The organism is Embleya sp. NPDC050493, assembly GCF_044458105.1.
Taxonomy (GTDB): Bacteria; Actinomycetota; Actinomycetes; order Streptomycetales; family Streptomycetaceae; genus Embleya.
In genome coordinates this window covers 292,480-315,603 of sequence record NZ_JBITHP010000006.1, presented here as the reverse complement: position 1 = coordinate 315,603, position 23,124 = coordinate 292,480, and the positions used below count along the sequence as shown (strand labels likewise).

Here is a 23,124-nt window from a genome sequence, read left to right as displayed (position 1 = left end):
GTTCGGGTTCGGGTTCGGGTTCGGGTTCGGGTTCGGGTTCGGGTTCGGGTTCGGGTTCGGGTTCGGGTTCGGGTTCGGGTTCGGGTTCGGGTTCGGGTTCGGCGTCGGCGTCGGCGTCGGCGTCGGCGTCGGCGTCGGCGTCGGCGTCGGCGTCGGCGTCGGCGTCGGCGTCAGCGTCAGCGTCAGCGTCAGCGTCAGCGTCAGCGTCAGCGTCAGCGTCAGCGTCAGCGTCAGCGTACGGTCGCCCATTGATCTCGTGTCCGTACGCCACAAGAGCGTGCCGCGCGGGCCGCTTGGCGCAGGGGGCGTCACTCACGTGGGTGATACGCCCCGCGCGCCCCGATCCGGTACCGCTCCGCGACCGGCACGCTGATGCCCCCACTACCTCGGACCGTCCGGCACGTTCCTGCCGGGTGAGGGGCAACGACACCATGGCTACCGTCACCTTCGACCGGGCCACCCGCCGCTACACCAAGGGCGACAAGCCCGCCGTCAACGAGCTCTCGCTCGAAATCGGGGACGGGGAATTCCTCGTCCTGGTCGGCCCGTCCGGCTCCGGCAAGAGCACCGCTCTGCGCATGCTCGCCGGCCTGGAGGACGTGAATTCCGGCGCGATCCACATCGGTGACCGCGACGTCACGAACCTCGAACCCAAAGAACGCGACATCGCAATGGTGTTCCAGAACTACGCGCTCTATCCGCACATGACGGTGGCCGAGAACATGGCCTTCGCGCTCAAGATCGCACACCAATCGAAGGAAGAGATCTCCCGTCGAGTCATCGAGGCAGCGAAGATTCTCGACCTGACCGAATATCTCGACCGCAAACCGAAGGCCCTCTCCGGCGGCCAGCGTCAGCGCGTCGCGATGGGTCGTGCGATCGTCCGCGAACCCCGCGTATTCCTGATGGACGAGCCGCTGTCCAACCTCGACGCCAAGCTCCGAGTTCAGACCCGCATCCAAATCGCCGGACTGCAAAGGCGCTTGGGGACGACGACCGTCTACGTGACGCACGATCAGGTCGAGGCGATGACCATGGGCGATCGCGTCGCCGTACTCAAGGACGGCATCCTCCAGCAGGTCGCCACTCCGCGCCAGATGTACGAGCGCCCGATCAACGTATTCGTCGCCGGCTTCATCGGCTCGCCCTCGATGAACCTGATCGACACGGACCTGACCGAGGACGGCATCCGCTTCGGCGACGTCCTGGTCCCGCTCACCCGCGAGGCGCACGAGACCGCCCGAGCGGAGAACGCGGACCGGATCACGGTGGGCGTCCGCCCCGAGCACCTGGAGGTTGCGTCCGGTACGGAGGCGCGCGGACTGGCCATCACGGTGGACGTGGTCGAGGAACTCGGCTCCGACGCCTACGTATACGGCACCGCCACCCAGGTCGGGGATACCCCCACCACCCTGGTAGTCCGCGTCCCCGGCGACCGTGTCCCACGCAAGGGCGACACCCTGTACCTCACCCCACGCCCCGACGAGATTCACAAGTTCTCGACGTCCACCGGCGAACGCCTGGCCGACTGACGACCCGGCACGCTCCCGGCACGGCACCTGCGCTCCCCAGCGCCCGAGCACCCACATCCTCATCCACCCGCCGAGACAACCTCGCAGCGCCGACGCCCACACCGCAGCCCCGGGGAAGCGCGCCAAACCGAGAGCACTGCTCTCGCGCAAACTTTGGCCCGGCGCGGTACCAACCCAACCCGAATCCGAACCCGAACCAATCTCAAACCGGACGGACTGCCTCGGCCCGACTCGCCGGGGCCTCCGGGACCACCCGGCCTTCCAGTCCTGCTCCGAAACCGCCTCAGGCCGATCCACCGCAACGAGAGCACCGCTCTCCGTCACTTCACGACACCACAACCAATCAATCAATCAATCAATCAATCAATCAACGAACCAGTCAACCAACCGCCAGGCAACGCCCCACCGCGGCGATCTCAGACGACGAGAGCACTGCTCTCGGGTCTCTCCCCAGCTATCAAAATCCGACCCAGATTCGAGAGCAGGCTCTCGCTTTCGGCCGTAAGTGGCGCCCAAGGCGGTCCCTGCCCGCGAGAGCACTGCTCTCCGCATCCGACATCGCCGTGATGCTCGCCATACCCGGCACACCCGCAGCTCCCGCCACCGCAGCCATCACGCACAACAAGCACCACCGGACCGAGGCCGGCCGGTGTCACCACTGCATTGCGAATTACCACCGCCCACACACCCGGCCCTACACGTCACTACTCGCGAGCCCCTCGCCCTCCCGCTCCGTACCCGAGCACCATCCCCACCATCTACGCCCGCTGCGCCCGCCTCGCCCGGCAAGCGTCCCCGCCCTGCCCGCGCCGCGCTGCCCCACCTGCAACCACCGCCGCAACCGTGCGATTGACTGGGATGCGAGAACGGAGCACAGGGGGTTCAGACACCGATGAAAGCAGCCAACGAAACGCCTCGGGTCCCGGACGCCGCATGGCTGGAAGCCCGATTCGGCAGCGGCTCGCTCTGGCGGCCGCACGAGGCCGACCTTCCCGCAGAACTGACCGACCGCGAAACTCGCAACTTCCTCACCACGACCGGCTTTCCCGCTGTCGCGATCGACCTCGTCGAGTTCGACTCCACGCACCTACGGGACGCCGACGAGCCATACCTGTTCGACGCCGACGAACTGTACGGTCGCCGCTATCCGGACGACGACTCGCCGCCCGAGAACTTCTGCTTCACGATAGGCATCCACTTCGACCAACAATTGATGCTCGACACCGACCTCGGTGAGATCAACCACTACGATCCGTCCGGCTGGGACCACGGCGACGGCGACAAAGGCATCGCCACCTCCTCGCTGCCGACGCTCGCCGTACTCCTGGGCCTGGTCGTCGAACGACGCGATGCCCTCGAAACCGACGACGACGAGATCCGCCACGCGGCAATATCCGAACTCCGCGTCCACATGGCCGCAATCGAACCCGAGGTGCGAAACTCCCCCTTCTGGGAAAGCGTGTTCGACCACCTCTCGGCCTGACCTCCCCGGCAATCACTCGCCGAGTCATGCCCGGCGGGGACAGCCGAAGAACGCATCGGCGTCGTCAAGGGAGTCGTGCGCGATCGTGTACACGCCGTGATGATGAAGGCTGACAACGGCTTGCCGCGAGCGACATGGGACAACGCCCTGACGGGGCACACATCCGTCCGTCCCCGAGGCCAAGGTCCGGACGCCGCATCGCCAATAGCCAAAGCCCAATGGAGCCTTCGACCAGTCGGCTGCTCACCGAGTGCACGGATTCGAGCATCGCGCGGCGAACGGCGCACCTGCACAACGCCGAACCCCGCACCATCTCGGCAGCCGGGCAGCCGGGCAACCGCGCAACCGGCCCGATCAGGGCGCCTGGGGCCGGGGCTCCGCAACGAGGCCAGCCACGTCCGACCACGGCAACCGGTCGGCGATCGCGCAATCGGCGGGTGGGAAACGGAACTCGGCATCCTGCCCAACTCCCCGGGCCGACCGCCCAGGACAATCGCACCGGCCGGCTCTCCCCGCCCCAACGCACAGTCGGCTGCCCCATCGGCGCACGACAAGCCGAGTCCCACCCATGCCCAACAGCCGCCGGTGGGCAACGACCAGCCGCGGCGTCGGCGCGCCAAGGAGCGACACCATCCCGAGCCCGCCGCAGGGACTCGTACCGAACCGAATGGGGGGTCTGCCGCCCTCCAAGCCTTGGCCGAAGCCGCGTCCGAGCGGTCGCTTCAGGCGGTCTCGGACGCGGCGTCAGGGCTCCGGCTCAGTTCATCGCCTCCCGCATCGCCTGCTGAAGGTGGGTGGTTCGCCGACGGGTCGGGTCGGCGGCCACCGCAGCGGCAAGGGCCGGGCCGGCCGCGTGGACGATCGAGACGTGCTGTGCGCCTCGGGTGATCAGCGTGTACACGAGGGCTCGGGTGTAGGCGTCGGCGCCTTCGGACGGGAGTACGACCACCGCTCCCGGGCGGCGGACGCCCAGCGATTGACGGGCCGTCAAGGCCCAACCGTGGCGCAACTCGGTCCGGTGGATCGCTTCGGGAGCAGCGACGCCGAACGCCACCACAACTCGGCCATCCGAGAGCACATCGCGAACAACGCCTCGAACCACACCGCTACTTGGGTCGGGCGTGGCCCGAATGACGCAGTCGCCGACGTCGATCGCTCCAACCGCGCCCTGGTCCTGACGAGCCGAACTCCCGGCCCCGGGACCTGGTTCGGGGCTCGGATTGAGCCTTGCCTTGAGCACCGCGTTCAGCGCGGTCGCGCCGGCGGGGCCGGTTGCGAGCGGAGCGACCACGAGTACGTCCCGCGCCGCGATGCCGATCGCACGCGGAATCGAGTCGCAGACCAACTGCGCACACCGGTGGGCGGCCTCCTCTCCGGTGCGGACCGGGATCAGTACCGCGCGGCGCTCCGGGTCCTGGATCGGAGGCAGGCGACCGTCGCGAATCCCGTCGGCAAGTGCCTCCAGCGGACCTTCGGGGACGGTCGGAGCAACCAGGGCGCGGATCGTACCGGTCGCCGCGAGATCGGTGAACACCCGTCCCGGTCCGGTCGATTCGAGCCCCGCCGGATCGCCGGCGAGGAGAAGCCTGGCGCCGTCCGGTACCGCTTCGAAGATCGCGGCGGCGGCGGTGACGTCGAGGAGCGTTGCGTCGGTGACCACGAGGAGGTCGAGTTCGAGGGTGCCGTCCGGACCGCGCTCCATCGCGGCGAGTTCCCGGAGTCCGATCGTGCCCGCACCGAGCCGGTCCCGGCCGTCGATGGTCGGTGCGACGACGGCCACCCGCAGGCCGGCCTCCCGAGCGTGCGCGGCGACGTTCAGGACTGCGGTCGGGGGTTCCTCGCCGGGGCCTGCGGCGTACAGCAGAACCCCGTTCGTGTCCAGCGCACGGTCGAGCTTGGTGTCGCCGATCTCCGGCCATGGTTCGACCGTCGACAGCAGCCGGACGACCGCTTCGGCGATGGCCTCCTCGGCGAGGGCGTAGTCGTCCAGGGCGAGCAGGACACCACCGACGGCCGCGAGTTCGTCGGGTTCCTCGAAGTCGTCCTCGAAGTCGTCGTCGAGATCCGCCTCGAAGTCGTGGTCGGATTGGCCGAGTTCGTCGACGTCGTCGATGCTCTCGCGCGGTCCGGACGGGGCAGCGGCGAAGGCCATCACGCGGCCCTCGGCGAGTATGGCCCGAAGCGCCGTGTCCGGGTCGCTCACCTCGAAATGCGCGAGCGCGGCACGCGCGGCGTCGGCCTCGATCGCGGTATCGCCCTGCCGGGCGGCCCGTCGCAGCAACCACAACACGATGGCGCGCACACGACGGGGGTCGTCGGCGGCCCAGCGGGCGCCGAGGGCTCCGCGGGCGAGCAGGTCGGCCTGTTGGGGGGCGATTCCCGGTACTGCGAGTAGGGCCCAGGGGTCTGCCGCCAACAGTTCTGCGGCCTCACTGCCCAGGGCGGTGGCCACCTGAGGGGCCATGCGCTCGGGGGCACCTGCGGCGGTCAGGAGTCGGGCGACATCCGCGACCACGTCGGCGAAGGGTCGCCGGGCCTGGTCGGTCGGGGTGGCCGGCGCCGCTGCGGGCGGCGTGGCGTCGGCCGGTGAGGATCCCATACCGGGGCCCACCCAACTGCCGCCGGCAGCCCCACCGTCGCCCCGTGGCGAACTCCGCCGGGCGGCACCGCCGTCCGAGGCCGGGCCGACATGCGCTTGCGCCCGCCCCGCTGGTTGCCACCGCTCTCCATCGAGAGCACCGCTCTCCCCACCCGAGCCGGCCCCACCACCGAGATGACGCCCACCGACAAGAGCACCGCTCTCGCGATCTCGATGCGAGGAGGCACCCGCGTCGATCGAATCGGCGCGAGCACCGCTCTCGCCTGCCGAACCTTCCGCCATCGACCGACCGCCTGCCGACACACCGAGAGCACCGCTCTCGGCACTCGATGCCGTTGACGCAACCGCGGTACCCCCGTCCGCGAGAGCACTGCTCTCGACATCCCGCTGCTGCGGGGACGCACCCGCGTCGATCGAATCGGCGCGAGCACCGCTCTCGCTTACCGAACCTTCCGCCATCGACCGACCGCCTGCCGACACACCGAGAGCACCGCTCTCCGCACTCGATGCCGTTGACGCAACCGCGGTACCCCGGTCCGCGAGAGCACTGCTCTCGGCACTCGACCCCGTCAACACAACCGCGCTACCCCGGTCGGCGAGAGCAGCGCTCTCGCGATCCCGTTGCGGCGCGCTGCCGCTAGTCACCGGACCAGCGAGAGCACTGCTCTCGGCACCTTGATTCGGCATCGCCTCGGGTTCGGCGTCGTCGGCCGCGGCCGACGTTGGGTTGATGGCCTCCCGAGCATCGAGAGCAGTGCTCTCGATGTTCGGATTCGGCATTCCGGGCGATTGGGCGTCGCCCGCCGAGGTCGCGGCTGGGCTGGCGACGTCCGCGGCGAGAGCAGTGCTCTCGGCATGCGCGCTTGGCACCGCCGCCGACGCATCATCTGCTCCCGTAGCCGACGCCCGGCCTGCTTCGCCCGACCTGGCGAGAGCAGTGCTCTCGGCGTCCGGGTTCTGCGGCGCGATCGACCCATCGTCGGCAGTGGCAGATGACGTTGAGGGCGTCGGATCCTGACTACGGAGAGCAGTGCTCTCGGCTTTCGGGGCCGGCGTCGCGTCCGATGCCTCATCCGCACTGGCGACCGGCATCGGACTCGCGAGCTTCGAAACGGCGAGAGCACTGCTCTCGGGGTCCGGATTTGGTGCAGTCGCCGAATCTGCCTCGTCGATCGTTCCCGATGGCGGGGTCGCATCACCCGACCCCGCGAGAGCGGTGCTCTCGGCGCTCGGGTTCAAGGTTGCGAACGACGCGGCTTCGGCGGGTGCGGACGTGGACGGCGTCGGGCCCGCATCGCCCGGGGCGGCGAGAGCGGTGCTCTCGTTGCTCGGAGTCGGGGCGGCGAACGACCTGGTGGCGGGCGGAGACGTAGACGGCGTCGGGTCGGTATCACCCGACGTGGCGAGAGCGGTGCTCTCGTTGTCCGAGCTGGGTGGGAGTTCGATGTCGCGTACCGAGCGGGGAGCGAGAGCGGTGCTCTCCTCGTCGGGCTCCGACGAGTTGGTGACCGAGGGCTCTGGCTCCAGGCCGGTCTCCGCACTGGTGGCGGCTTCGGCGGCAAGGGCTGCCGCCTTTGCGGCCTCGGCGGCCTCGGCGGCCTCGGCAGCCAGTGCGGTACGTCGGCGGGCACGCTCGGCGCCGTCCGACTGAGGGGTGTCGATATGGGCCACGCCGCCGACGACTGTTGGCGCTTCGCCGCGCGCCAATCTTGCGAGTTGGTCGCGCAGGAGGGCCACCGGGTCGGGCTTCGTTCGGCTATCGGAGGTACCGATCGAGCCTGCCTGCGCGATCGGGGAGGCGGGCTCGATGGTCTTCGGTGTCGCCGGGGCCGCGGACCGGCCCTCGCCATCCTTCGGGCCGTCCTCGACTCGGGCCTCGGCCGGCGCCCCGAGACGACTCTCGCGGTTGTTGCGACCGGCGTCGGTCCCGGTCTTGGCAGCAGCCCCGGAACGGCCGTCGCGATCCGTGTGGTCCTCGTGCGCAACGCCGACGCCGACGCCAACATCGGCGTCGGCCGGCGCCCCGAGATGACCCTTACCGTCCTCGTGACCGCCGCCCATCCCGGCCTCGGCCGCAGCCCCGGCACCGCCTACGCGATCCGTGTGGTCCTCGCGACCACCGTCCATTCCGGCGTCGGCTCCGGAACGATCCTTGCGGTCCTTGCGGTCCTTGCGGTCCTTGCGCCCGACGTCGGCGTCGGCGTCGGTGTCGGCCGGCGCGCCGAAACGGCCCCCAACGTCCTCGCGACCGACCTCGACTTGCCCCCTGCCTGACACTCCGGAACGGTCCGCATCGTACTTGCCCTCGGGCTTGACGCGGCCCTCGGCCGGCGTCCCGAAACGGCCCTCGCCGTCCTCACGTCCGGGCTCGACTCGACTCTCGGCTGACACACCGGGTTGGCCCTCACGGTCCCCGGGCCCGGGCTCCACTCGACCCTCGGCTGACACACCGGATAGGGCCTTACGTTTGCCGAGCCCAGGCTCGACTCGACCCTCGGCTGACACACCGGATAGGGCCTCACGTTTCCCGAGCCCAGACTCGACTCGACCCTCGGCTGACACACCGGATTGGCCCTCACGGTCCCCGGGCCCAGGCTCCACTCGACCCTCGGTAGGGGCCTCGGACTGGGACGCGAGTGGATCCTGGGCCGCGCCCTCCGCGCCGCCGGCCAAGTCGTCGCCGTTCATGCCCACACCATCCGCTCCACCTGCACCGCCCGTACCATCCGCTCCCGTACCATCACCACTCACGTCACCCACACTGTTCGCACCACCCACACTGCCCGTACTACTCGTATCACCCGCGCTGCTTCGCACTTCTCGCCCCGCTCACCCCGCCTGCACCCTTCACACCGCTCGCTGCGTCCACTCCACTCGCACCGCCGGCTTCAGCCACACCACCACTTGCTCCACCGGCATCACGTACTCCATCCGCGCCGCAGCGTTGCGACTTCAGCCGGGTCGACCTGCCCGCCACGCCCCACCAGGGTCGCCCCACTCGCCGACCTGCGGCCGCGACGCCACGCCGCGCCGTGCTCACTCCGGCTCACTCGCCCCACCTGCGCCGCGAACCCGCCGCCCCCAAGGTCTACCGACTCGTCGACCCGCCCCGCGACGCGGCGCCCAGGGCGGACCACTCACCGCGCCGCGCCCGCCTCCTCGAAACCGCCTTTCGACCAGAGCCGACCCACGCCCGCGCCGGCACAGTCGCTCCGCCTGTGATGAGGCTCGTTGAATCTCCCCACCCCCTACTGGGGGTCGGGACAGAGTTGCCCACCTCGATTCCCCACCCGCAGGCCCCTGACCTGGGATCGGACGCCGGACCGTGGGAGCCGCCCGACAACCCGCGCTTCCAGGAGTCGGGTCGGACTGTCCAGGGTGGCGTAGCCATCGCGTCAGCGGCAGCCGAAGGCGCCCTTGACCGGCCGGCACGGCCCCGACCCTCAACCGTCGGGCGGCTCCCGTACCTTGCTGAGCGTTCAAGCAAGTGGGGAACGAAGAGCAGGCCTGGCCGTTTTCGCAGATCCTCATCATCTGCCGCAAATCCGCCTCCCGACCAGGACCTCACCCGACTCGCCGACCACTTGGGACGCCACCTCGCGCTCAGGCCGGCCCACTCACTGCGCCGCGCCGGCTCCACGAAACCGCCTCCCCATCAGCCCCGATCCACGCCCGCGACGCCACGCCACGCCACGCCCACACTGGCTCACTCGCCCCGCCAGCCGGGAACCGGCCGCACCACCACGGTCGACCCACTCGCCGACCCGCCCAGGCCGGACCACTCACCGCGCCGCCCCGGCTCCGCGAAACCGCCGCCGCATCAGCCCCGACCCACGCCCGCGACGCCACGCCACGCCCACACGGGCTCTCGCCCCGCCTGCGCCGCGAACTCGCCGCCCACCCAAGGTCGACCGACTCGCCGACCCGCCGCAGACGCCGCGCCGCGCCCAGGCCGGCCCACTCACCGCGCCGCCCCCGGCTCCACGAAACCGCCTCCCCACCAGCCCCGACCCACGCCCGCGACGCCACGCCCACGCCGGCTCACTCGCCCACCACGGTCGACCGACTCTCCGACCTGCCGGCCCGCTCGGACGCCGCGCCCGGCTCCACGAATCTGCCTCCCGACCGGGGCCGGCCCACACCCACACGCCACGCCCACACCGGGCCACTCGCCCCGCCTGCGCCACGAACCCGCCGTCCGCCCAGAGTTGGCCTCCGCGCCCGTCCCGCCGCAGCCCCACCCCGGGTCGACCCACTCACCGACCTGACCGCCCCCGGCCCGACTCGGCCCACCCGGCTCGCCTCGTACCGCCCGCCGGCCCGTTCGCCCGTTCGACCCGCCAAGCCCCGCAAGGACCATCCGACCCGGCTCGCCTCCGCCCGGCTCGGCCCCACGCGCCGGCCCGTTCGACCCGCCAAGCCCCCGCAAGGACCATCCGACTCAGCTCGGCCCCACCCGACTCGGCCCGGCCCACCAAGCCCGCTGGCCCGCCCGGCCCCCGGCCCGCCGGCCCGCCCGGCCCACCCCCCTCGCGCCACCTGGCCCCGACCGGCCCGGCCCAGTCCGCCCCCGCCACCAGGCCTCGGCGCCCCCGGCCGGTCGGCCGGCCAGACCCCCGACCCGCCAGACCCCCCGCCGCCCAGCCCCCGGCGCTTCGCCCCGACCTACGCGCCGCCCCTAAGCCTGGCTCCAAGTGTGGTCCGGGTAGCCCGTCATCGGTTGGGAGACGTCTTCGAGGGCGGAGCGGATTTCGGTGGGGAGGACGACGGTTTCGGCGGCGAGGGAGGCGCGGAGTTGGGTGGCGTTGCGGGCGCCCACGATGGGGGAGACCACGCCGGGGCGGTCGCGGACCCAGGCGAGGGCGACTTCGATGGGGGCGGCGCCGAGGCCGTCGGCGGCGGTGGCGAGGGCGTCGACGATGCGGCGGGAGTGCTCGTCCAGGTAGGGGGCGACGAAGGGGCCCATGTGGGCGGAGGCGCCTCGGGAGTCGGCGGGCATGGCGTGACGGTACTTGCCGGTCAGGACGCCTCGGCCGAGTGGAGACCACGGGAGCAGGCCGACGCCCAGGTCGAGGGCGGCGGGCAGTACCTCGCGTTCGATGCCGCGTTGGAGGAGGGAGTACTCCATCTGGGTGCTGGCCACGACGACCCGGCCGGGGGCGGCGGATTGCCACGTGGCGGCCTTGGCGAGTTGCCAGCCGCAGAAGTTGGAGACGCCGACGTAGCGGGCCCGGCCGCTGGTGACGGCGAGGTCGAGCGCGTGCAGGGTCTCTTCCAGGGGCGTCGACGGGTCGTAGGCGTGTAGTTGCCACAGGTCGACGTGGTCGGTGCCGAGGCGGGCCAGCGAGTGGTCGAGGGCCTGGAGCAGGTGTCCGCGCGAGCCGTCGAAGCGGCGTTCGCTGTACGGGACGCTCGCGGCCTTGGTCGCGATGACCAGTTCCGAGCGGGGGATGTACCCGTCCAGGAGTCGGCCGATCATGTACTCGGCCTCGCCGTCCGCATACACGTCGGCGGTGTCCACGAGGTTGCCGCCGGCGTCCAGATATGCCTTCATCTGGTCGGCCGCGTCGTGCTCGTCCGTGTCTCGTCCCCACGTCATGGTGCCCAGGCCCATGCGGGAGACCCGCAGGCCGGTGCGGCCGAGATGTCGCTGCTCCATGGCACGGGAGACTAGCCGTTCCCTCCCCCGTGCCGGCGGTGGCGGGGCCGTTCGGCGGTATGGCGTCCGAGCAGGTTACCGGCGGGTAGGACACGCGGTATGGTCGGCCGAGGCAACCTGCTCGACCCACCCGGATCGTTCGCCCATCCGGGCACCACGAACGCCTCCGGACCCGGACACCACGCCGACACCACGCCGGCTCACCCGACGAACCCCGCCAAGCACGAAATCGCACTACGTACGCCGACACCTCCGCGGCACCGCAACCCGGCAACCCGGCACCCGGCACCCGGCACCCGGCACCCGGCACCGCAACACCACGGCACCACACCGCAACACCCGCAACGCACGCACCACGCCGCACCACACTGCACAACACCGCACCACTTCACCCACCACCAGTCGAACCGCCTCGAATCGGTTCGAACCACGTCCAACAAGCAGGGGGTCCGCGAATATGCGACTCGGTATCAACCTCGGTTACTTCGGTGCCGGCAACGACGCCGACAACCTGGCGGTGGCGCAGGAGGCCGACCGTCTCGGCTACGCCGTCTGCTGGGCCGCGGAGGCCTACGGATCGGACGCGGCCACGGTGCTGTCCTGGGTCGCCGCGCAGACCACGCGGATCGACGTCGGCTCGGCGATCTTCCAGATCCCGGCCCGGACGCCCACGATGACCGCGATGACCGCCGCGACGCTGGACGTGCTCTCCGGCGGCCGGTTCCGGCTCGGTCTGGGCGTGTCCGGGCCGCAGGTGTCCGAGGGCTGGTACGGGGTCAAGTTCGACAAGCCGCTCGCGCGCACCCGCGAGTACGTCGAGGTGATTCGCAAGGCGATGCGCCGTGAGCGGGTCGACCATCAGGGCGCCAACTGGACGCTGCCGCTGCCCGGCGGTCCGGGCAAGCCGCTCAAGCTCACCGTGCACCCGGTGCGTGAGCACATCCCGCTGTACATCGCGGCGGTGGGCCCGAAGAACCTCGAACTGACCGGCGAGATCGCCGACGGCTGGCTGGGCGTCTTCTACGCCCCGGAGCACGCCGAGGAATCGCTCAAGCACATCCGCGCGGGCCGGGAGAAGGCCGGTTCGGCGATGGCCGACTTCGACGTCGTCCCCACCGTCCCGCTCGTGGTCGGCGACGACCCGCGGCAGGCGGCCGACCAGGTGCGCGGCTACGCGGCGTTGTACGTGGGCGGGATGGGCAGCAGGGACCAGAACTTCTACAACCGGCTCGCGGTCCGGATGGGCTACGAGGCCGAAGCCAAGGAGATCCAGGACAAGTTCCTGGCCAAGGACTACGCGGGTGCGGGCGCGGCCGTCCCGTACGACTTCATCGACAAGACCAGCCTGCTCGGCGGCAAGGAACGCATCGCCGAGCGCATGCAGGCGTACGCCGACACGGGTGTGACGACGCTGACGATCGCTCCGAACGGCACCACCCTGGACGAGCGGGTTGCCGCACTCCGGATCGCCGCCGAGGCCCTGGACCTGTCCGGCACGGGGTCCTAGCAGGTCCGCCGGCCCAAGGCCCGACCCGACCCGACCCGACCCACCCGGCCCGGCTCGACTCGACCATCGCAGCCGGGCCGGAGCCGTCGACGGCGGCGACGGCGGCGACGGCAATGACCTCAACAGCACCACCAAAAACAACGGCAACAGTGGCAGCAGCACCAACAGCCGCAGCCGCAGCCACAACCGCAGCCACAACCGCCGCGACAGACCCACGCTCCGAGCCCGCCGACCGGCCGACCAGTCAGCGCGGCCCCGGCACCCGTGCCGCGATCACCTCGGCGAATTCGAGGAGGCGGCGGATCTGGCCCGGTCCGCCGTCCTCCAGGGACTTGCTGAACCGGTACGCCTCCTGCCGGAAGCGCCCGGTGGACGCACCGTCCTCGCCGCGCACGGTGGCCACCTCCTGGAGGGTCGGCGTGGCCAGGAACACGAACGCGCCGCGTAGTTGCCGTCGTCCGTCGTGGTCGGTGCCGACCAGAGTCCGTATCCCGACGTGCGACACCGAACCCAGCGGAATCACCTGCACGGAGGAATCCAACACCGTGCCGCCGGGCGCGGACGGGTCGGTCATGTCCTCGCTGTGCCACAACACGAGCCGTCGGTCGTCGCAGACCGCGGCCTCCTGCCACACCGAGGTGCCGTTCGCGTTGATGTCCACGACGCGTTCGAGGGTGAATCCGCGTACCGGTCGCCGGCCGAGCACCGAGCCCAGCGCCTCCAGGGCGACGTCCGGATGCAGCAGGTAGGACCGGACCGCGTCCTCCAACTGGGTATGCGAGGACCAGTCGGCCCCGGCGGCTCCGGCCCCCGGAACCTGGGCCGGGCGCGTACCCGATGTGCGCTGCCTGCCCGACTTGCCGAACATCCCCACCTGCTTCCGCCGCGTCTGTACAAGCAGAAGCCTACGAGAGTCCGGCGTGGGCGGTGCCGGCGTCCACCGCTTGATCGATCACGGATCGAAATCAGGCCGCGGCGGGGGAGTCCAGTGCATCCCCGCCACGGCCGGTACATGGGTCAACGACCGCACCCCCCAAAGGACACGCCGAGGGCACGTCGCGGGACACGCCAAGGCACCCCGAGGGGCGCGCCGAACGACAGGCCGAAACAACTCACCGAAGCCCACAACGAAGGCCACGCCGCAGGCCACACCGCGCGCCACACCCCACACCACGCCGCAGGCCACGCCACATCGAAGAACACGTCCGATGCCCGCGGACCGGCGCTACAACCACCCACTCCTGCGGAACATGCGACGCAGCACGACGCACGAACACACCATCAGGGCGAGCGCCCCCGGATAGCCCCACACCGATCGCAGTTCGGGCATGTGATCGAAGTTCATGCCGTAAACCCCGGCGATCATCGTCGGCACCGCGAAGATCGCCGCCCACGCGGAGATCTTGCGCATGTCCTCGTTCTGCCGGACACCCACCTGCGCCAGGTGCGCGCCGAGCACGTCGGACAACAGGCGGTCGAAGGACTCGATCTGTTCGGTGACCCTGGTCACATGGTCGGCCACGTCGCGGAAGAAGGGCCGGGTCTCGGCGGGCACGAAGGCGACGTCCGCCGTGGCCAGCTTGCGTATCGGCTCGATCAGCGGCAGCGCGGCACGGCGGCACTCCAGGACCTCGCGCTTGAGCAGGTAGATCCGCTCGGCGTCGTTCTCCCGGCTGGGTGAGAAGACCCGTGCCTCCAGTTCCTCGAGGTCGGTCTCCAATTCGCCCGCGATCGCGAGGTAGGCGTCCACGACGGCGTCGGCGACGGCGTACATCACCGCGCCCGGGCCGTGCTTGAGCAGCTCGGGCTGCTTCTCGACCCGACGCCGGACGGATTTCAGCTCCGCGCCCGGCCCATGACGGACCGTCACCACGAACGAGTCGCCGACGAACATCATCAGCTCGCCGGTCTCCACCGAGGAGGTCTCGTCGTAGTAGTGCAGGGTCTTGAGGACGAGAAAGACGGAGTCGTCGTACGTCTCCAGCTTGGGTCGCTGATGCGCGTGCAGCGCGTCCTCGACGGCGAGCGGATGCAGCCCGAACTCGCTGGTGACCAGATCGAACTCGCTCGGCGTCGGCTCGTGCAGCCCGATCCACAGGAACGAGTCGCCGACCCGCCGGGCCTGGTCCAGCGCATCCGAGAAGTCGGCGGGACCCTGGGTCCGGTGGCCGTTGGTATAAATGGCGCAGTCGACGATCACCGGGCCATTTTGCCGGCTGCCCGTCGACAGGACAGCCGAGCTCGCCGGGGCGCACCGCGGCCAGGGCGGCGGGGTCCGGGCCGCCGACCGCGTCCGCGAGCAGGGTCGGCCGCGTGGGCGCACCTTCGAAGGCCCGCACATCGAGGCACGCCGGCACGGCCGCGGCGGGCACACGCGCGGGGACGACGGTACGAGCAAGCCGCCGTCGCGAGCACGGCGAGTCGAGCCGCCCCCGGGCCGCGGGCACCGACCCGATCCGGAACACCGCCCGCGGCGCCACGCCGAAGCACGCCCGCCCCGCGCCACCCGCCCCCGACCGGCAGCCGCCCGTCCCGGGCCGACGCATAGGCTTACACCCATGACGACGGTGCTCTTTGTTCGGCACGGGCGGACCACGGCCAACTCCACCGGAGTGCTCGCCGGTTGGACGCCGGGGGTGTTCCTGGACGAGCGCGGGGAGGAACAGGCCTCGGCGCTCGGCAAGCGTATTGCCGAGGTACCGCTCGCGGCCGTGGTGACCAGTCCGCTGGAGCGGTGTCGGCAGACCTCGGAGGCGGTGTTGGCGGCCCGGCTCGGCACCAAGTTCGCGCTGGACGCCGGTGCGCAGGTGGACGAGCGGGTCGGCGAGTGCCGGTACGGCGACTGGACCGGGCAGGAGCTGAAGAAGCTTGCCGCGGAACCGCTGTGGAAGACCGTGCAGAACCACCCGAGCGCGGTCACCTTCCCCGGCCCCGGCGGCGAGGCGCTGCGCACCACCCAGGCCCGGGCCGTGGACGCGGTGCGGGAATGGAACGAGCGGATCGCCGCCGAGCACGGGCCGGACGCGATGTACCTGGTCTGCTCGCACGGCGACGTGATCAAGGCCCTGGTCGCGGACGCGCTCGGAATGCACCTGGACCTGTTCCAGCGGATCCAGGTCGACCCGTGCTCGCTCACGGTGATCACGTACGGCGAGCAGCGGCCGAGCGTCGGCCGGCTCAACGACACGGGCGGATCGGTGGCCGGCCTGTTGCCGCCGCCCGACGGGCGCCACGCGTCGGGGTCCGGTGACGCGGTGGTGGGCGGTGGAGCCGGCGCGCCGTAGGGTGCTTGGGAGGGCGTACTCCCCCCGCACGCCCTCGCCGACCCCGACCGGCGGGAACACCCGGACAAGATCGAACCCGGCAGGAACGGGCAGGATCACTCGGGAATACCGCCCCGGACCCGGCGGATACAACCGTGCGGGACCCACCTCGGGTCCACGCCCGATCCACACCCGCCGCACCACCGGCCCGACCGACCCACCCGACCACCCGACCGACGTCCCGACCGCCCGACGGACCACCCCCGAGTCCATCGAGCACCACCCGCCCCACCGACAGACCACCGAGAAAAGCACCGACAAAGCACCGCCTGCACCGCCACCGCCGGCAGCATCACCGCCGGCCACCGGCACCGCCACCCACCCCCGTCCCGCTCTCGACAGAAACACGGAGCAGCTCGTGCCCCGCCAGGTCTTCCTGTACGACCCCCCGGAGCGGTTCGTCGCCGGCACCGTAGGTGAGCCCGGCCAGCGAACCTTCTTCCTCCAGGCCTCCGCCGCCGGCCGCGTCACCAGCGTCGCCCTGGAGAAGACCCAGGTGTCCGTCCTGGCCGAACGCGTCGACGAATTGCTCGACGAGTTGGTTCGTCGCACCGGCGGCGAGACCGCCGTGCCCGCCGTGACGCCGGCCGAACTGGAGGACTCCGGCCCGCTGTTGCCGCCGATCCTGGAGGAGTTCCGGGTCGGCACCATGGCGCTCGCGTGGGATGCCGACGACGAGCGGCTCGTGGTCGAGGCGCAGGCCCAGGTGCCCGACGACGACTCGCCCGAGGACACCCTGCTCGGCGATGACGACGACGAGGACGGCCCGCCGCTGCTCCGGGTCCGGCTCACCGGCGGCCAGGCCCGGGCGTTCGCCAAGCGCGCGCTGCTCGTGGTCGCGGCGGGCCGGCCCGCCTGCCCGTTCTGTGGACTGCCGATGGACCCCGAGGGTCACATCTGCCCGCGCGCCAACGGATACCGGCGTTGACCGACACGGTTCTCGACGCCGCGGCCGTCCCGAAGCTGTTGCGCCGGGGCGCGTTGACGGTGCAGGCGCGGCTGGAGGACGCCTCCAACGCGACGCTGTACTGCATGGCGACACTGGACGGGATATCCCTGCCGTGCGTGTGGAAGCCGGTGGCGGGCGAGCGGCCGCTGTGGGACTTCCCGGACGGCACGCTGGCGGGGCGCGAGGTGGCCGCGTACGAGGTGTCCGAGGCGCTCGGCTGGAACATCGTGCCGACGACCGTGTTCCGCGAAGGGCCGTACGGTGCGGGCATGTGCCAGCTGTGGATCGACCACAAGCCGGCCGACGACGAACCGGAGCCGGTGGCGATCCTGCCCGCGGTGGACCCGGGTCCGGCCTGGAAGCCGATCGCGCGCGTGGTCGTCCCGGACGAGCAGGGCAAGGAGCAGCCCGCCCTGCTCGTGCACGCCGCCGCCGACGCGCTGCACCGGATCGCGGTGTTCGACGCGGTGATCAACAACGCCGACCGCAAGGGCGGCCACCTGCTGCCCGGTCCCGACGGCCACGTGTACGGGATCGACCACGGCATCTGCTTCCACGTCGAGGACAAGCTGCGCACGCTGCTGTGGGGCTGGGCCGGCGAGCCGCTGCCGGACACCGCGCGGGAGGCGCTGACCTCGCTGGCGGCCGACCTGGCGGGACCGCTCGGCGTCCGGCTGGCCGAGCTGATCACGCCGGACGAGGTGGCCGCGACCCGCGAACGGGTGCGGGTCCTGCTCGCCGAGAACCGGCTGCCGCAGCCGGACGGCCGCCGACACGTGATCCCCTGGCCGCCGATCTGAACCCGGCCGGACGCACGGCCGGACGCACGACCGCACGCAGGGTCGGCCGAGTCCTGCCCGAAGGGCGCGAGCGCCTCCGGCACGGTGCGAGCGAGGCCCACCCGGGCCGGTCCCGGCCCCACTCCGGCGCCGAGACCCGATCGCCGGCGCCCGAGACCGTGTATGTCGTTCGGCAAAGACGCGGAAATTAGTCCGCCAACCCTGGAAGATCTTCCGCCCCCGCGGACGTTAGTCTCATACGTATGTATGCCTGGCCTGCACCCGAGCTCCCCGTTCTCCCTGGTCAGGGTGCGTCCCTGCGCGTGCACGACAGCTCCGTGCGCGATCTCGTGACGATCACCCCGGGACCGGTCGCGCGGCTGTACGTGTGCGGCATCACGCCGTACGACGCGACCCACATGGGGCATGCCGCCACCTATGTCGCGTTCGACCTGCTTCAGCGGGTCTGGCGGGACGCCGGTCACGACGTGGACTACGTGCAGAACGTCACCGACGTCGACGACCCGCTCCTGGAACGGGCCGAACGGGACGGAGTGGACTGGGTCGAGCTGGCGCAGCGCGAGACCGCGCTGTTCCGCGAGGACATGGCCTCGCTGCGGGTGCTCCCGCCGGCGAACTACATCGGCGTGGTCGAGGCGATCCCGCTGATCGTGCCGCTGATCGAGGACCTGCTCGCGAAGGACGCGGCCTACTCGGTGGACGGCGACATCTACTTCTCGATCGCGTCGGACGAGAGCTTCGGCGGCGTGTCCGGCTACACCGCCGCCCGGATGCTGGAGATCTTCGGCGAGCGCGGCGGCGACCCGGAGCGGGCGGGCAAGAAGGATCCGCTCGACCCGCTGCTGTGGCGCGCGGCGCGGCCCGGCGAGCCGTCCTGGGACGCGTCCTTCGGCGCGGGCCGACCCGGCTGGCACATCGAGTGTGTGGCGATCGCGCTCAAGTACCTGGGCATGGGCTTCGACGTGCAGGGCGGCGGCAGCGACCTGGTCTTCCCGCACCACGAGATGGGTGCGTCGCACGCGCATGTGGTCACCGGCGAGGTGCCGTACGCGAAGGTCTACGTGCACGCCGGCATGGTCGCGCTGGACGGCGAGAAGATGTCCAAGTCGCGCGGCAACCTGGTGTTCGTGTCCAAGCTGCGCCGCGAAGGCGTGGACCCGATGGCGATTCGCCTGGTGCTGCTGGCCCACCACTACCGCAGCGACTGGGAATGGACCGACGATGTCCTCGCGGACGCCCAGACCCGGCTCGCGACCTGGCGCGCGGCGGTCGGCCGCCCGGACGGACCGGACACCACCGAACTGCTCGCCACGATCCGCGAACGCATGTCCGACGACCTGGACGCGCCCGGTGCACTGGCCGCGATGGACGCGTGGGCGGCCCGGCAACTCGCCGAAGGCGGCGACGACATGTCCGCCCCGGGCGTGGCCTCACGCGCCCTGGACGCGATCCTCGGCGTGGCCCTCTGACCCGAGGGTCGACCACCCGCGGCGGAACAGCGCGACCGAGCGGCGAGTCCCGAGGACCGGGCCGACCACCCGAGAGACAAGCGCCGGGACGAACGCCGAGACGAACGTCGAGACAAGCACCGCGTCATGCACCGAGACGAGCGTGCTCCGGAGCCGCGCCCGCGGCGCGAACACCGGCGGCCGACCCCTGGAAGGCCGTGGCCACTCGTCGCGAACGAAGGCCCCGACCGGGATGTCCCGGTCGGGGCCTTTCTTCGCGAGGAGCCGCTCGTACCGACTCCTTCGCCACTGCGGACGTCGAATCACCGCTCCACCCGGCCACACCCCCGCGACGGCCGACCGGAGCGGCTCCTCGTCCACGACCCCAGCAGATCACGTGTGCCACTCCCGGCACTTCAGGGGAAGCCCTCAACTTCCGAGGAGCCGGTGAGGGAGTCCCGCACCGCGCGCCGCCCCGGCGGCCGGGCGGCCCCCGCCTCCGGTCATGCCTCCATCAGCAGATATTGCCGCACGTCCAGGTAGCCGGACCGGAAACCCGCCTCGGACCAGGACAGATACAGGTTCCACATGCGCCGGAACACGTGGTCGAAGCCCAACTCCTCCACCTCGTCCGCGCGTCGGTTGAACCGCTCGCGCCACAACCGGAGCGTCTCGGCATAGTGCAGGCCGTACGACCTGCTGTCGGCAACCCGCAGCCGGGTTGCGGCGGTCGCCTTGCGCACCGCGTCGTCGGAGGGGATCAGGCCGCCCGGGAAGATGTACTTGTGGATCCAGGTGTACGTGGCCCGACTGGCCACCATGCGGTCGTGCGGCATGGTGATCGACTGGAGCGCGACCCGTCCGCCCGGCGCGAGCCGTCGGTCCAGCACGCCGAAGTAGATCGGCCAGTACTCCTCGCCCACCGCCTCGATCATCTCCACGCTGACGATCGCGTCGTAGGTGCCGCGCACCCGGCGGTAGTCGCACAGTTCGACCTCGACCCGGTCGGCGAGACCGGCCCTGGCGATCCGCTCGACGGCCAGGTCGCGCTGCTCGGCCGAGATGGTGATGGTGTGCACGTGGGCACCCCGTTCGGCCGCGCGCAGGGCCAACTCGCCCCACCCGGTGCCGATTTCCAGCACGCGCGTGCCCGGACCGACGTCCGCGAGGTCGAGCAGGCGGTCGATCTTGCGGTGTTGCGCCTCGGTCAGCGCGTCCTCCACGGCTCGGGGGCCGCCGTCCGCACCCTGCTCGAACACCGCCGACGAATAGGCCATCGACTCGTCCAGGAACGTCGCGAACAGTTCGTTCGACAGGTCGTAGTGCCGATGGATGTTGCGCTTGGCACCCGCCACGGTATTGCGCTGCGAACGCGGCATCCGGGGCACCACCACGGGGCGAAGTCGCTGTAGTGCGGGCGGAATCAGCGTGCTCACCCGGGACGCGAACACCGTCAGCACGGCGGTCAGGTCGTCGGCCTCCCAGTCGCCCGCCTGATACGCCTCACCGAAACCGATCAGCCCGCCCGCGCCGACCCGGTTGAAGAACGCCTCCGGCCGGACGATCCGCATCCGGGGCGCCGCCGCGCCGCCGCTCCCGAACACCGCACCGTCGATCCACACGCGTAGCGGCAACCGCGCCACCGCCCGCTCGAACAGGAACCGGGCGGCCGCCGCACGCACCGGCCGCCTGGGCACCTCGGCCACGTCCGGCCAGCGCACCGGGTCGATCCGAGTCGGGGCAACCTCGATCACACTCAACGCAGACTCCCTCCAGTCCTGTGCCGCTCCACGGGTGCCGCACAGCCCCGAACCGACGCCACGCCCAGCGGATCCGCGCCATGTCGAGACGCGACGCCACCGGGTGGCGCAGGGTCGGGTCCGGCCAGGGAGCGCACCGCGTATGGGCCCGCTCCCCTCGCACCCGAGCCACAAACGGCCGCGCACCCGGATGGTGCAACGTGACCGTCGTCGCCGAGTCCCCGTCCGACTCGGGCAGACTCGGTCGACGGCTGCCCGATACGGGGAGGAACGGCGAAACGTAGAACCCCTTTTCGATCGTGGCTCTTCCCCGACCGTCGGTGCGCGGTACATCCGCGTGCCGGCCGCCATGGGTGTCGTGCGCCTCGGCCACCACACACGCGGGTGCGCCGGCGCGGTCGCGGCACCCGTGGAGCGACAGCGGGTTGAACACGTAACCGAACATCCGCGCCTGGGATTTGCGTCGCCGGTCACGGTGACCACCGCCCGCCGAGCGCGTGCGCCGCGGCGGCACCTGCGCGGCAACCGTCCTCGTGGCAGCCCCACCCGTGGCGGGCCCCCGCGAACGCAAGCCGGTTCCGGTCGAGTTCGGGCAACCTGCGCTGCGCGGCAACGGCTTCTAGGGTGAACACGGGATGCTCGTCATTCATCGTCGCAAGCACCCGCTGCGCTGCGATCGCCGCCGCGTCGTCGAGCGTGACCACGTACCGGGTCGCCGTCGCCGGCCCCTGAAGCCGGTTCATGTCGTAGCCGACCCGACCCTCGGTCGCGCTGGTCCGCGGGGCCGGGAGCCGGCAGTTCCGGGACGCCCGCGCTCGTTCGGAACGCCCGCTCGTCGGTGTGCAACACCGCGCAGGACGTAGGCGGCGGTCGGGCCGGCGATACCCGACCCGACCAACGCGTAGCGCCCGGGCGCATCGCGCGCCGCGGGCGGGAGCACACGGAGCCCGGCGGTCGGGTCGGCTCCGCCGCCGTCCCCGATACCGCCGGGCCGATCGTGTTCGTCGTGGCCCGACCCATCGCGTGCGCCGTGCCGCTTCCGCGTCCTCATGGACAGGATTCGGAGCCGTACGGCGCACGGATGGGTACGGATCCCCCGGTTCAGCCGCCGCAGCCGCCGCCACCACCGCCACAACCGCCGCCGCCACCGCAGCTGCTTCCCCCGCCACAGCTGCTTCCGCCGCCGCCGTCTCCGCCGCCGCCACCGCTGCTGCCGCCGTAGGCCACCAGTGCCGTCCTGGCGTCCGGGTCGGGGTGCGCGGCCAGGCCCAGGCAGGCCACCGTGAACAGGCCCGCCAGCGCACCGGCGCCGACCAGGACGCCGGAGCGGCGGTCCGCACGCAGCTGCGTGGTCAGGTCGCGCAGTGCCCTGCGCCCCGCGCGGGTGGCCCGGAACGGCGTGCTGAGGATGCCCGCGATGACGAACGTGAGCACGATCAGCGGGACCAGGAATCCGATCGGCCTGCTGTGTGCCAGGCCGTTGACGAAACGGGCGATGCCCACCAGGCCGAGCACGAGCATCAGCCGCGGTGGCACCTTGCCGATCCGTCGGGCCAACCGGGAGTGCACGAGGCCGCGTTCGACCAGGCTGTCCTCGATCTCGGCGAGCATGCTGCTGCGGCTCCAGGCCCGCAACAGTGCGAGCCGGGTGCCCCGGGTGGTGCGCACGCAGTCCATCACGGCCGCCGCGACCGGCTCGGTCGGCCGTGACCCGGTGGCGGCGGTGACCTGCCCGGCGCGCTGGACGTGTACGTATCCCTCGGTGATCAGCGAGGCCACCGCGGTCTCGGCGACCCGGACGGGTCCGCCTGCCAGGTAGGCGGCGTCGTACGCGCCGAGCGGCGCCCGGTTCGCCTGGCCCCGGATCGCCCAGGCCATCACGATCCGGAACACGATCGCCAGGACGATCAGGCCGGCGAGCAGGCCGCCGTAGAGCTTGAGGAATTCGGGACCGGTCAGGCCCCACGCTGTGCCGTTCATGCGACGTCCCTCCCGATGGCCCGACTCGCGGCTTTCCACGTCTTGTTCGACTTGTACGGCTTGTTCCGTGTACGGCTTGTTCCG

The 23,124-nt window shown here is 71.3% G+C and carries 17 protein-coding genes and 1 pseudogene; 8 read left to right on the top strand and 10 right to left on the bottom strand.

Annotated elements, in window-relative coordinates; all coding sequences use genetic code 11:
- Positions 1-316, bottom strand: a 316-nt coding sequence (locus ACIBM5_RS15505) for a hypothetical protein (protein ID WP_396007311.1), incomplete at its 3' end; no start/stop codon positions are given.
- Between the two features lie 115 nt (positions 317-431).
- Here ACIBM5_RS15505 and ACIBM5_RS15500 point away from each other — a divergent pair.
- Both ACIBM5_RS15500 and ACIBM5_RS15495 read left to right on the top strand, forming a co-directional pair.
- Positions 432-1,532: an ABC transporter ATP-binding protein gene (locus ACIBM5_RS15500; protein ID WP_396007310.1), complete on the top strand. Its 1,101-nt coding sequence runs from the start codon at positions 432-434 to the stop codon at positions 1,530-1,532.
- An 892-nt stretch (positions 1,533-2,424) separates the two neighbouring features.
- Positions 2,425-3,015: an SUKH-4 family immunity protein gene (locus ACIBM5_RS15495; protein WP_396007309.1), complete on the top strand. Its 591-nt coding sequence runs from the start codon at positions 2,425-2,427 to the stop codon at positions 3,013-3,015.
- 757 nt (positions 3,016-3,772) lie between these two features.
- Here the strand turns inward: ACIBM5_RS15495 and ACIBM5_RS15490 are convergent.
- On the bottom strand, positions 3,773-5,614 hold the full coding sequence (locus ACIBM5_RS15490) for a helix-hairpin-helix domain-containing protein (protein WP_396007308.1): 1,842 nt from the start codon (positions 5,612-5,614) through the stop codon (positions 3,773-3,775).
- Positions 5,615-7,591: 1,977 nt separating this feature from the next.
- Here ACIBM5_RS15490 and ACIBM5_RS15485 point away from each other — a divergent pair.
- Positions 7,592-7,888 (top strand): hypothetical protein, encoded by a 297-nt coding sequence (locus ACIBM5_RS15485; RefSeq protein ID WP_396007307.1) that lies wholly within the window; start codon positions 7,592-7,594, stop codon positions 7,886-7,888.
- A 2,404-nt stretch (positions 7,889-10,292) separates the two neighbouring features.
- Here ACIBM5_RS15485 and ACIBM5_RS15480 read toward each other — a convergent pair.
- Positions 10,293-11,273, bottom strand: coding sequence for an aldo/keto reductase (locus tag ACIBM5_RS15480; RefSeq protein ID WP_396007306.1), 981 nt, complete (start codon positions 11,271-11,273; stop codon positions 10,293-10,295).
- A 457-nt stretch (positions 11,274-11,730) separates the two neighbouring features.
- Here ACIBM5_RS15480 and ACIBM5_RS15475 point away from each other — a divergent pair, with 457 nt between their 5' ends.
- Positions 11,731-12,780, top strand: a complete 1,050-nt coding sequence (locus ACIBM5_RS15475) for an LLM class F420-dependent oxidoreductase (protein WP_391589388.1) — start codon at positions 11,731-11,733, stop codon at positions 12,778-12,780.
- Between the two features lie 244 nt (positions 12,781-13,024).
- Here ACIBM5_RS15475 and ACIBM5_RS15470 read toward each other — a convergent pair whose 3' ends face one another.
- Together ACIBM5_RS15470 and corA are read right to left on the bottom strand one after the other, a co-directional pair.
- On the bottom strand, positions 13,025-13,648 hold the full coding sequence (locus ACIBM5_RS15470) for a hypothetical protein (protein ID WP_391589387.1): 624 nt from the start codon (positions 13,646-13,648) through the stop codon (positions 13,025-13,027).
- A gap of 357 nt (positions 13,649-14,005) precedes the next feature.
- The gene (gene corA / locus ACIBM5_RS15465) at positions 14,006-14,980 is read right to left on the bottom strand and encodes a magnesium/cobalt transporter CorA (protein WP_396007305.1); all 975 of its coding nucleotides are present in this window, start codon (positions 14,978-14,980) and stop codon (positions 14,006-14,008) included.
- A gap of 358 nt (positions 14,981-15,338) precedes the next feature.
- Here corA and ACIBM5_RS15460 point away from each other — a divergent pair, with 358 nt between their 5' ends.
- The 4 genes from ACIBM5_RS15460 to mshC all read left to right on the top strand — a co-directional run bounded on the left by ACIBM5_RS15460 (position 15,339) and on the right by mshC (position 19,321).
- Positions 15,339-16,064 carry a histidine phosphatase family protein gene (locus ACIBM5_RS15460; protein WP_391589385.1) on the top strand — a complete coding sequence of 242 codons (726 nt, stop codon included), beginning with the start codon at positions 15,339-15,341 and terminating at the stop codon, positions 16,062-16,064.
- Between the two features lie 397 nt (positions 16,065-16,461).
- Positions 16,462-17,031: a DUF3090 domain-containing protein gene (locus ACIBM5_RS15455; RefSeq protein WP_020551213.1), complete on the top strand. Its 570-nt coding sequence runs from the start codon at positions 16,462-16,464 to the stop codon at positions 17,029-17,031.
- Positions 17,028-17,852: an SCO1664 family protein gene (locus tag ACIBM5_RS15450; RefSeq protein ID WP_396007304.1), complete on the top strand. Its 825-nt coding sequence runs from the start codon at positions 17,028-17,030 to the stop codon at positions 17,850-17,852. Before ACIBM5_RS15455 ends, ACIBM5_RS15450 begins: the two co-directional genes overlap by 4 nt.
- Before the next feature lie 242 nt (positions 17,853-18,094).
- Complete coding sequence (mshC, locus tag ACIBM5_RS15445) at positions 18,095-19,321, top strand: cysteine--1-D-myo-inosityl 2-amino-2-deoxy-alpha-D-glucopyranoside ligase (protein WP_391587148.1); 1,227 nt, start codon at positions 18,095-18,097, stop codon at positions 19,319-19,321.
- Here mshC and ACIBM5_RS15440 read toward each other — a convergent pair.
- The 5 genes and pseudogenes from ACIBM5_RS15440 to ACIBM5_RS15420 form a co-directional block, all read right to left on the bottom strand.
- A complete protein-coding gene (locus tag ACIBM5_RS15440; RefSeq protein WP_396007303.1) occupies positions 19,283-19,681 on the bottom strand; it encodes a hypothetical protein in 399 nt (132 codons plus the stop codon). The two genes, mshC and ACIBM5_RS15440, sit on opposite strands and share 39 nt — an antisense overlap.
- Before the next feature lie 122 nt (positions 19,682-19,803).
- Positions 19,804-21,060, bottom strand: coding sequence for a class I SAM-dependent methyltransferase (locus ACIBM5_RS15435; protein WP_396007302.1), 1,257 nt, complete (start codon positions 21,058-21,060; stop codon positions 19,804-19,806).
- A 124-nt stretch (positions 21,061-21,184) separates the two neighbouring features.
- A pseudogene (locus ACIBM5_RS15430) lies at positions 21,185-21,505 on the bottom strand (DUF1365 family protein); the annotation flags it as partial.
- 25 nt (positions 21,506-21,530) lie between these two features.
- Positions 21,531-21,764, bottom strand: coding sequence for a hypothetical protein (locus ACIBM5_RS15425; RefSeq protein ID WP_396007301.1), 234 nt, complete (start codon positions 21,762-21,764; stop codon positions 21,531-21,533).
- A gap of 397 nt (positions 21,765-22,161) precedes the next feature.
- Complete coding sequence (locus tag ACIBM5_RS15420; RefSeq protein WP_396007300.1) at positions 22,162-23,040, bottom strand: TIGR04222 domain-containing membrane protein; 879 nt, start codon at positions 23,038-23,040, stop codon at positions 22,162-22,164.
- Between the last annotated feature and the right edge of the window lie 84 nt (positions 23,041-23,124).

What these genes read in the sequence shown, in the direction of transcription:
- ACIBM5_RS15500 (WP_396007310.1), top strand. Translation starts at nt 432, where the DNA reads ATGGCTACCGTCACCTTCGACCGGGCCACCCGCCGCTACACCAAGGGC.
- ACIBM5_RS15495 (WP_396007309.1), top strand. Translation starts at nt 2,425, where the DNA reads ATGAAAGCAGCCAACGAAACGCCTCGGGTCCCGGACGCCGCATGGCTG.
- ACIBM5_RS15490 (WP_396007308.1), bottom strand. Translation starts at nt 5,614, where the DNA reads ATGGGATCCTCACCGGCCGACGCCACGCCGCCCGCAGCGGCGCCGGCC.
- ACIBM5_RS15480 (WP_396007306.1), bottom strand. Translation starts at nt 11,273, where the DNA reads ATGGAGCAGCGACATCTCGGCCGCACCGGCCTGCGGGTCTCCCGCATG.
- ACIBM5_RS15475 (WP_391589388.1), top strand. Translation starts at nt 11,731, where the DNA reads ATGCGACTCGGTATCAACCTCGGTTACTTCGGTGCCGGCAACGACGCC.
- ACIBM5_RS15470 (WP_391589387.1), bottom strand. Translation starts at nt 13,648, where the DNA reads ATGTTCGGCAAGTCGGGCAGGCAGCGCACATCGGGTACGCGCCCGGCC.
- ACIBM5_RS15460 (WP_391589385.1), top strand. Translation starts at nt 15,339, where the DNA reads ATGACGACGGTGCTCTTTGTTCGGCACGGGCGGACCACGGCCAACTCC.
- mshC (WP_391587148.1), top strand. Translation starts at nt 18,095, where the DNA reads ATGTATGCCTGGCCTGCACCCGAGCTCCCCGTTCTCCCTGGTCAGGGT.
- ACIBM5_RS15420 (WP_396007300.1), bottom strand. Translation starts at nt 23,040, where the DNA reads ATGAACGGCACAGCGTGGGGCCTGACCGGTCCCGAATTCCTCAAGCTC.